Source organism: Dietzia sp. DQ11-71 (assembly GCF_014144995.1).
Taxonomy (GTDB): Bacteria; Actinomycetota; Actinomycetes; order Mycobacteriales; family Mycobacteriaceae; genus Dietzia; species Dietzia kunjamensis.
Genome location: NZ_JAALDT010000114.1, coordinates 1 through 2,467 on the forward strand (window position 1 = coordinate 1; position 2,467 = coordinate 2,467).

The 2,467-nt window shown below is 73.0% G+C and carries 1 protein-coding gene and 1 pseudogene; both read left to right on the forward strand.

Going from position 1 to position 2,467, the window contains the following annotated elements; translation table 11 throughout:
• Positions 1 to 290, forward strand: a pseudogene (locus G6023_RS04650) (hypothetical protein); the annotation flags it as partial.
• A 167-nt stretch (positions 291 to 457) separates the two neighbouring features.
• Positions 458 to 2,467 (forward strand): HelD family protein (locus G6023_RS04655; protein WP_182634206.1); only part of this gene is annotated, 2,010 nt, incomplete at its 3' end.

A 2,467-nucleotide genomic window follows, 5' to 3' on the forward strand; every position in this document is an offset into this window, starting at 1 on the left:
CCGTGGCCCACGCAGCGGCCGACGAGGCCCGGCCCTACACCGCGCAGGTCCGCGACCAGGCCGGTGTCGCCACCCGACTCGCCGCGGTCCGGGCCGAGGAGGCCCGCAAGGCCGCACAGGCCAAGAAGAAGGACGCGCAGAAGGACGCCCGTAAGAAGGCGGCCCGCGCCGGCAAGGACGCCAGGAAGAAGTCCGCCCGGTTCGAGAAGGAGGCCGGCAAGAAGGCCTCCGAGGCCAAGAAGATGACGGACGAGGTCCGCGCGAAGGCCGCCGACGTCATCCGTCCCTGACGACCGGGGCGGGCCACCGCCCCCGGAATACCGCCGGCGGCCACACCGCCTCCCGACGACCCCGCCCCCACCCGGGCGGGGTCGTCGTCGTCAGAGCACCCGTCGCGGTTCCCGGTAGCCTGGTCATCCTGCCCGAACCGACTACGCAGACCCCGGAGGGAGCGCCCGTGACGGGACACGACGCCGTCGACGAGGAACAACGTCACCTCGGCCGCCTCCTCGACCGCCTCGAGGAGTTGCGGGCGGACACGCGTGCGCGCCTGGACGCCGTCCTGCGCGGGTCGGGCGGCACCCCGCAGGCGCGGTCGGAACGGGAGTCGTTCGCCCGGCTCTACACCTCGGAGCTCGCGGCGTTCAGCGCCGCCAACCTGGGCCTGTACTTCGGCCGGTTGGACATGGGGGACGGCGAGGTGCGCCGGATCGGGCGCGTGGGTCTCCGCGACGACGACGACGACCTCACGACGCTGCTCCTCGACTGGCGCGCCGACCACAGCCGGCCCTTCTACCTGGCGACGACCGCCCGGCCGGAGGGCGCTCACCGGCGCCGCCACCTGCGGACGATCGGTCGCCGGGTGATCGGGATCCACGACGAGTACCTCACGGCTCCGGAAGACGGTGAGCTCCCCGAGGACCACGACGACGTGGTGGGCGAGTCCGCCCTGCTCGAGGCGCTGGACACCGCCCGTTCCGCCCACATGACGGACATCGTGGCCACCATCCAGCGGGAGCAGGACGAGATCATCCGGAACCCGCACTCCGGCGTCCTGGTGGTCCAGGGCGGCCCGGGCACCGGAAAGACCGCCGTGGCGCTGCACCGCGCTGCCTACCTCCTCTACACGCACCGGCAACGGTTGGACCGCAGCGGAGTGCTCATCGTCGGACCCAATGCGCGGTTCCTCGACTACATCGCGCGCGTGCTGCCGTCCCTCGGCGAGTCGGGGGTGGTCCTGCGCACGCTCGCCGATCTCTATCCGGGCGTCCGGGCGACCGGACCGGAGACCCTGCGCGGCGAGGAGGTCAAGGGCTCCGGCGAGATGGTTGGAATCCTCAAGGCCGCGGTGCGGGCCCGCCAGCTCGCTCCGGAGACCGACGTCGTGGTGCGGGTCGAGGCACACGATCTGACACTGACCCCGGCGACGGTGCGGGCGGCGCGGGGGCGGGGACGGATGACCCGGCGACCCCACAACCAGTCCCGCGACGCGTTCGCGACGCGGATCATCGACGCCCTCACCGAGCAGTACGTCTCCGCGCTCACGGACCCGGTCGGCCGGGCGGAGGACGAGGCGTGGTCACCGGACGGCGACGGTGTCGGCGATCTCGGCGACCCCGCCCGCCCCCTGTTGGACGCGGATGACCGGGCGGAACTCCGCCGTGAGGTCGAGGCCTCCCGCGAGGTCGCCGAGGCGATCGACGGGTGGTGGCCGGTGCTACGGCCCGAGCAGCTCCTCGCCGACCTGCTGTCGAGCCGCGACCGGATCGCCGAGGCGGCGGGTGACTACGTCGCGGAGGACCAGGATGCGCTCTTCCGGGAGAACGGCGCCGCGTTCTCGGTGGCGGATGTACCGCTGCTGGACGAGCTCGCGGAACTCCTCGGCGAGGACCCGACCGCCGATGGCAGCGAGGCGGACCGCGCGTGGGCGGAGCAGGTCCGACAGGCGGAGGAGGCTCTCGAGATCCTCACGGGTTCGGCCGTGCAGGACATCGAGGACGACCTCGATCCGGAGGTGCTCATGGCCTACGACGTCGTCGACGCCGAGTCCCTGGCACGCCGCCACAGCGAGGACTCCGATCTCACCGTGGCCGACCGAGCCGGCGCGGACCGGACGTGGGCGTTCGGGCACGTGATCGTCGACGAGGCCCAGGAGCTGTCCACCATGGCGTGGCGGGTGCTCATGCGCCGCTCCCCCAACCGGTGGATGACGCTCGTCGGTGACGTCGCCCAGACCTCGAGCCCGGCGGGCATCGACTCGTGGGCCGATGCCCTGTCGCCGTACGTGGACGACCGGTGGGTGCTGTCCGAGCTGACCGTGAACTACCGCACCCCGGAGACCATCTCCGCCGTGGCCGAGCTGCTGCTCGCCGAGATCGACCCGGCCGCGTCGTCGCCGCGGACGGTGCGCTCGGGGCGACGGCCGGTCGCGTGGCTCGAGCCGGACGGTCGGTCGGTGGCGCAGGCG